The organism is Streptomyces sp. NPDC006265 (assembly GCF_040613555.1).
Classification (GTDB): Bacteria; Actinomycetota; Actinomycetes; order Streptomycetales; family Streptomycetaceae; genus Streptomyces.
Map to the genome: position 1 here is coordinate 1 of NZ_JBEXSH010000703.1, position 4929 is coordinate 4929.

Below are 4929 nucleotides of genomic sequence, written 5' to 3' on the forward strand. Positions count from 1 at the left end.
ACCGTCATCCCGGCGGCGCGCCCGGCCGCTATCCCGGCTCCGGAGTCCTCGAACACCACACAGTCCGCGGGGGCGATCCCCAGCACGGCGGCGCCGCACCGGCACCGTGGCCGGACGGCTCTACCGCCACCCCGATTCCCAGGTGCTCGCCTGGGTCCGCTCCCACTCCGGCGACCCCCGTCACGCGGTCATCGTGTCCCGCATCGCCGAGCAACCCGCGGCGGTCTGGTTCGCCGACTACTCACCGGCCACCGTCACCGCCAGGGTCGCCGCCGTGACCTCGGGCGGGGCCGCGCTCGGCCGGGTGCCCGTCGTCGTGCCGTACGCGGTCCCCGGCCGTGACTGCGGCGGCCACTCCCAGGGCGGGGCGCCCGACCTGGACGCCTACGACGCCTGGATCGACCGGTTCGCGGCGGGGCTCGGCTCCGGTGAGGTCATCGTCGTCCTGGAGCCGGACTCGGTCGCCCAGACCGAGTGCCTCTCCGCCGGTGACCGCGCGGACCGCTTCGCCTCGCTGGCCCGGGCCGGCCGCGTCCTGAAGTCCGCCAACCCCCGGGCCCGCGTGTACTTCGACGCGGGACACTCCGGCTGGAACGCGCCCGGCACCCAGGCGGCCTGGCTCAGGCAGGCCGGTGCCGCCTCGCCCGAGTCCTCCGACGGCATCTTCAGCAACGTCTCCAACTTCCACACCACCGCCGACGAGGTCGCCTACGACCGGCGGGTCCTCGACGCGCTCGCCGGCCCGGCGGGCCTCGGCGCCGTCATCGACACCAGCCGCAACGGCAACGGCGCCCCGCCCGACGGCGAGTGGTGCGACCCGTCGGGCCGCAGGCTCGGCCGGACCCCGACCCTGAGCACCGGCGCGTCCCGGATCGACGCCTACCTGTGGGTGAAGCTGCCGGGGGAGTCGGACGGCTGCAAGGGCAGGCCGGGGACGTTCACGGCGTCGTACGCCTACGACTTGGCGTCGTCGTAGGAGGAGGTGCCCTCGTCCAGCAGCGGCGCCTGCGTCTTCAAGTGGGCCGGGGCGAAGGCCCGCAGGGCGTGGTAGCCGGTGATGACGACCACCGTGCCGAGCGCGATGCCGCTCAGCGAGAACGTGTCCGAGAACTTCAGGGAGACGTTGCCGACGCCGATGATGATGCCCGCCGCGGCCGGGACGAGGTTCAGCGGATTGCGCAGATCCACTTTGGCGTTGATCCAGATCTGCGCGCCCAGCAGCCCGATCATGCCGTACAGGATGACGGTGATGCCGCCGAGCACCCCGCCCGGGATCGCCGCCACGACCGCGCCGAACTTCGGGCAGACGCCGAACAGCAGGGCGAAGCAGGCGGCGGCCCAGTACGCGGCCGTCGAGTACACGCGGGTCGCGGCCATCACGCCGATGTTCTCGGAGTACGTGGTGTTGGGCGGGCCGCCGACCGCGGTGGACAGCATCGAGCCGACGCCGTCGGCCGCGATGGCCGTGCCGAGCTTGTCGTCCAGCGAGTCACCGGTCATCTCACCGACCGCCTTGACGTGCCCGGCGTTCTCCGCGACCAGCGCGATGACGACCGGCAGGGCGACCAGGATCGCGGACCACTCGAAGGACGGGGCGTGCAGGGTCGGCAGCCCGATCCAGTCGGCCTTGCCCACGCCCGAGAGGTCGAGCCGCCAGTGGTCGGTCGGCCTGCCGCTCGCGTCCACAGCGTGGATCTTGCCGAAGACCAGGTCGAACACCCAGGAGATGCCGTAGCCGAAGACCAGCCCGAGGAAGATCGCGATCCGGGACCAGAAGCCCCGCAGGCAGACGACCGCCAGACCGGTGAACAGCATCACCAGCAGGGCCGTCCACTGGTCCTGCGGCCAGTACGTCGAGGCCGTCACCGGAGCCAGGTTGAAGCCGATCAGCATCACCACGGCGCCGGTCACGATCGGCGGCATCGCGGCGTGGATGATCCGCGCCCCGAACCGCCGCACGGCGAGCCCCACCAGGAACAGCGCGCCCCCGACGACGAACACCGCTCCGGTGACGGTCGCGCTGCTGCCGCCCTGCGCCCGGATCACCGCCGCCACGCCCACGAAGGAGAGCGAGCAGCCCAGGTAGCTGGGCACGCTGCCGCGGGTGGCGAGGAGGAACACGACGGTCGCGACACCCGACATCATGATCGCCAGGTTCGGGTCCAGGCCCATCAGGACCGGTGCGACGAAGGACGCGCCGAACATCGCCACCACGTGCTGAGCGCCGAGTCCGGCCGTGCGGGGCCAGGAGAGCCGCTCGTCGGGGCGGACCACCGCGCCGGGCGCCGGGATGCGTCCGTCGCCGTGCAGTTTCCAGCGGACGCCGAGATCCATGGTGCGGTTTCGCTTTCGTCGTGCCTGTGCGTGTCCGGACCATTGTCGGGGCGCGTCGGGAGCGGCGGTGACCGGGGCTGACCTGGACGGTCGCGTGTCCGCTCAGGGCCGCGGGTCGGCGACCGCCGCGTCCGGGCGGCTGATCCTCGTCCGTTCGCCGGGGCGCAGCACACCCGCGAACGCCACCAGGCCGCAGGACAACGCCGTCACCAGGCAGAACGACACCATCAGGCTGGTCGCCTGCGCCAGCATGCCGATGGCGCTCGGTGCGACCAGGCCCGAGGTGTAGGTGATGGTCGCGACACCCGCGATGGCCAGGCTCGGGTTGGAGCCGCTGCGGCCGGCCGCGGCGAAGCACAGCGGCACGACGACGGCGATGCCCAGCCCCATCAGCGCGAACCCGCTCATGGCCACCGCCGGATGGTCCGCGACGACGATGAGCAGCCCGCCGAGGACGGCGAACACACCGCTCGCCCGCACGGTCCGCACGGCACCGAAGCGGTCCACGACCCGGTCGCCGGCGAGCCGGGCGACGGCCATGGTGAGCGTGAAGCCCGTCGTGCACGCCGCCGCGAGACCGGCCGAGGTCTCCAGCTGCTCGCGCAGATAGACCGCCGACCAGTCGAGACTCGCGCCCTCCGCGAACACCGCGCAGAATCCGATCGCGCCGATGAGCAGGGCCGAGCGGGGCGGCAGGGCGAAGCGCGGCGGCGGCTCCTCGTCCTCGGCCGGCTGCAGGTCCAGCACCCACTGGCAGGACAGCACACCGACGACGGTGAGGACCGCGGCGGCCAGGACGTGGTGCAGCCGGGCGTCCGAGCCGAGGTGCGCGGCAAGCGTGCCGGCCGCGGAGCCGACCAGGGCACCCGCGCTCCACATGCCGTGCAGCCCGGACATGATCGACCGGCCGAGGCGGTTCTCGACCTCGACGCCCAGGGCGTTCATCGCCACGTCCGCCATGCCCGCCGTCGCGCCGTACGTGAACAGGGCCAGGCAGAGCGTCAGAAGGTTCGGGGCCAGCGACGGCAGGACCAGTGACAGCGTCCACAGGGCGATCAGTCCGCGCAGCGCGTTGCGGGTGCCGAAGCGGTGGCTGATGCTGCCGGCGAGCGGCATCGCCACGGACGCGCCGAGCGCGGGGAAGGCGAGCGCGATGCCCAACTGGCCCGCGCTCACGCCCGCGTGGTCCTGGATCCACGGCACGCGGGTCGCGAACGAGCCGGTCACGGCACCGTGCACGGCGAAGACGGCGGCCACGGCGTACCGGGACCGCTTCACCTCGCGCTGTTCGTCGACCACGCTGCCCATTCTGCGGTCCCCCTCCAGGCCTCTGCCGTGCTCACATTCGATGCGGGCGTAAACTATCAGGAACCCTGCCTGATAATAAGAGGGTTTCCCGGCGGGCCTCGGTCGACGGTCCCGCCGATCTGGAAGGATCCCGGCATGCCCGCATCCCCGAGCACCGCCCGGGCCATCAACGACCGGCTCGCCCTGCGTCTGCTCCAGCAGGACGGCCCGTTGACGGCAGGGCAGTTGAAGCAGCTGACCGGCCTGTCCCGGCCGACCGTCGCCGACCTCGTCGAACGCCTCGGAGCCGCCGGTCTCATCGCGGTGGTCGGCGAAGCGGGAGAGCAGCGGCGCGGCCCCAACGCGAAGGTCTACGGCATCGTCGCCGACCGGGCGCACCTGGCCGCCGTCGACGTCCGCACCGAGGGTGTCGCCGTGGCCGTCGCGGACCTGGTGGGGCGGGTGCTGGCCGAGGCGTCGGTGCCCATCGCCGGTGACGCGGGCACGGGCCCCGCCCTGGAGCAGGCGGTCACGCTGGTCGAGCGCGTCGCGAAGGAGGCCGGCGCCGAACGCCTGCACACCATGGGGATCGGGGCACCCGGCCTGGTCGACCCGTCCAGCGGTGAACTCCGCGACTCCACCGGGCTTCCGGAGTGGCACCGCCGGCTCGTCGCCACCCTCCAGGAGCGGCTGCCGGACGCCCGGGTCAGCGTCGAGAGCGAGACCAACCTCGCGGCGCTGGCCGAACAGCGCGACGGCGTGGCCCAGGACCGGGACACCTTCGTGCTGCTGTGGCTGGGGCACGGAACGGGCGCGGCCGTGGTCCTCGACGGTGCCCTCCGCCGCGGCGCCTCCGGCGGCACCGGCGAGATCGGCTTCCTCCCGGTCCCGGGCACGACCGTGCTGCCGACCTCGACGGACTGCGAGGGGGGCTTCCATTCGCTGGCCGCGTCGGCGGCGGTCGTGGAACTGGCCGCGGAGCACGGAGTTTCGGTGGAGGCGTCCGAGGCGGGGGTGGTCCGGGCGGCGGTCGACGTGGTGCGGGGGGCGGTGGCTCAGGTGGGGCTGCAGGAGGCCGAGTCCCTCGACGGACCCGCTCCGGCTGTCGCCTTCCTCGATGCCCTCGCCGACCGTCTCGCCATCGGTGTCGCCTCGGTCGTCGCGATCCTGGACCCCGGTTGCGTGGTGCTCGGCGGGGAGGTGGGGCGGGCGGGCGGCGCGGAGCTCGCCGCCCGGGTGCAGGACCGGATCGGCCGGTTGACACCGCTGCCCACGGAGGTGCGCGCCACCACCCTGGGCGGGGGGGCG

Annotated in this window: 3 protein-coding genes and 2 pseudogenes; 2 read left to right on the forward strand and 3 right to left on the reverse strand. The window is 73.4% G+C overall.

What is annotated here, in order from left to right; all coding sequences use genetic code 11:
- Positions 1 to 95, reverse strand: a pseudogene (locus tag ABZ281_RS37875) (HAD-IA family hydrolase); the annotation flags it as partial.
- A 14-nt stretch (positions 96 to 109) separates the two neighbouring features.
- On the opposite strand from ABZ281_RS37875, the pseudogene ABZ281_RS37880 reads away from it, so the two are divergent.
- Positions 110 to 976: pseudogene (locus ABZ281_RS37880) on the forward strand (glycoside hydrolase family 6 protein); the annotation flags it as partial.
- Here the strand turns inward: ABZ281_RS37880 and ABZ281_RS37885 are convergent.
- Entirely contained in the window at positions 955 to 2334 is a 1380-nt protein-coding gene (locus tag ABZ281_RS37885) for a solute carrier family 23 protein (protein ID WP_356662568.1), read from the reverse strand. The pseudogene ABZ281_RS37880 and the gene ABZ281_RS37885 sit on opposite strands and share 22 nt — an antisense overlap.
- Positions 2335 to 2436: 102 nt before the next feature.
- Positions 2437 to 3642 (reverse strand): MFS transporter, encoded by a 1206-nt coding sequence (locus tag ABZ281_RS37890; protein WP_356662569.1) that lies wholly within the window; start codon positions 3640 to 3642, stop codon positions 2437 to 2439.
- Positions 3643 to 3777: 135 nt separating this feature from the next.
- Here ABZ281_RS37890 and ABZ281_RS37895 point away from each other — a divergent pair.
- The coding region (locus ABZ281_RS37895) for an ROK family transcriptional regulator (protein ID WP_356662570.1) at positions 3778 to 4929 on the forward strand (1152 nt) is incomplete at its 3' end.

What these genes read in the sequence shown, in the direction of transcription:
- ABZ281_RS37890 (WP_356662569.1), bottom strand. Translation starts at nt 3,642, where the DNA reads ATGGGCAGCGTGGTCGACGAACAGCGCGAGGTGAAGCGGTCCCGGTAC.
- ABZ281_RS37885 (WP_356662568.1), bottom strand. Translation starts at nt 2,334, where the DNA reads ATGGATCTCGGCGTCCGCTGGAAACTGCACGGCGACGGACGCATCCCG.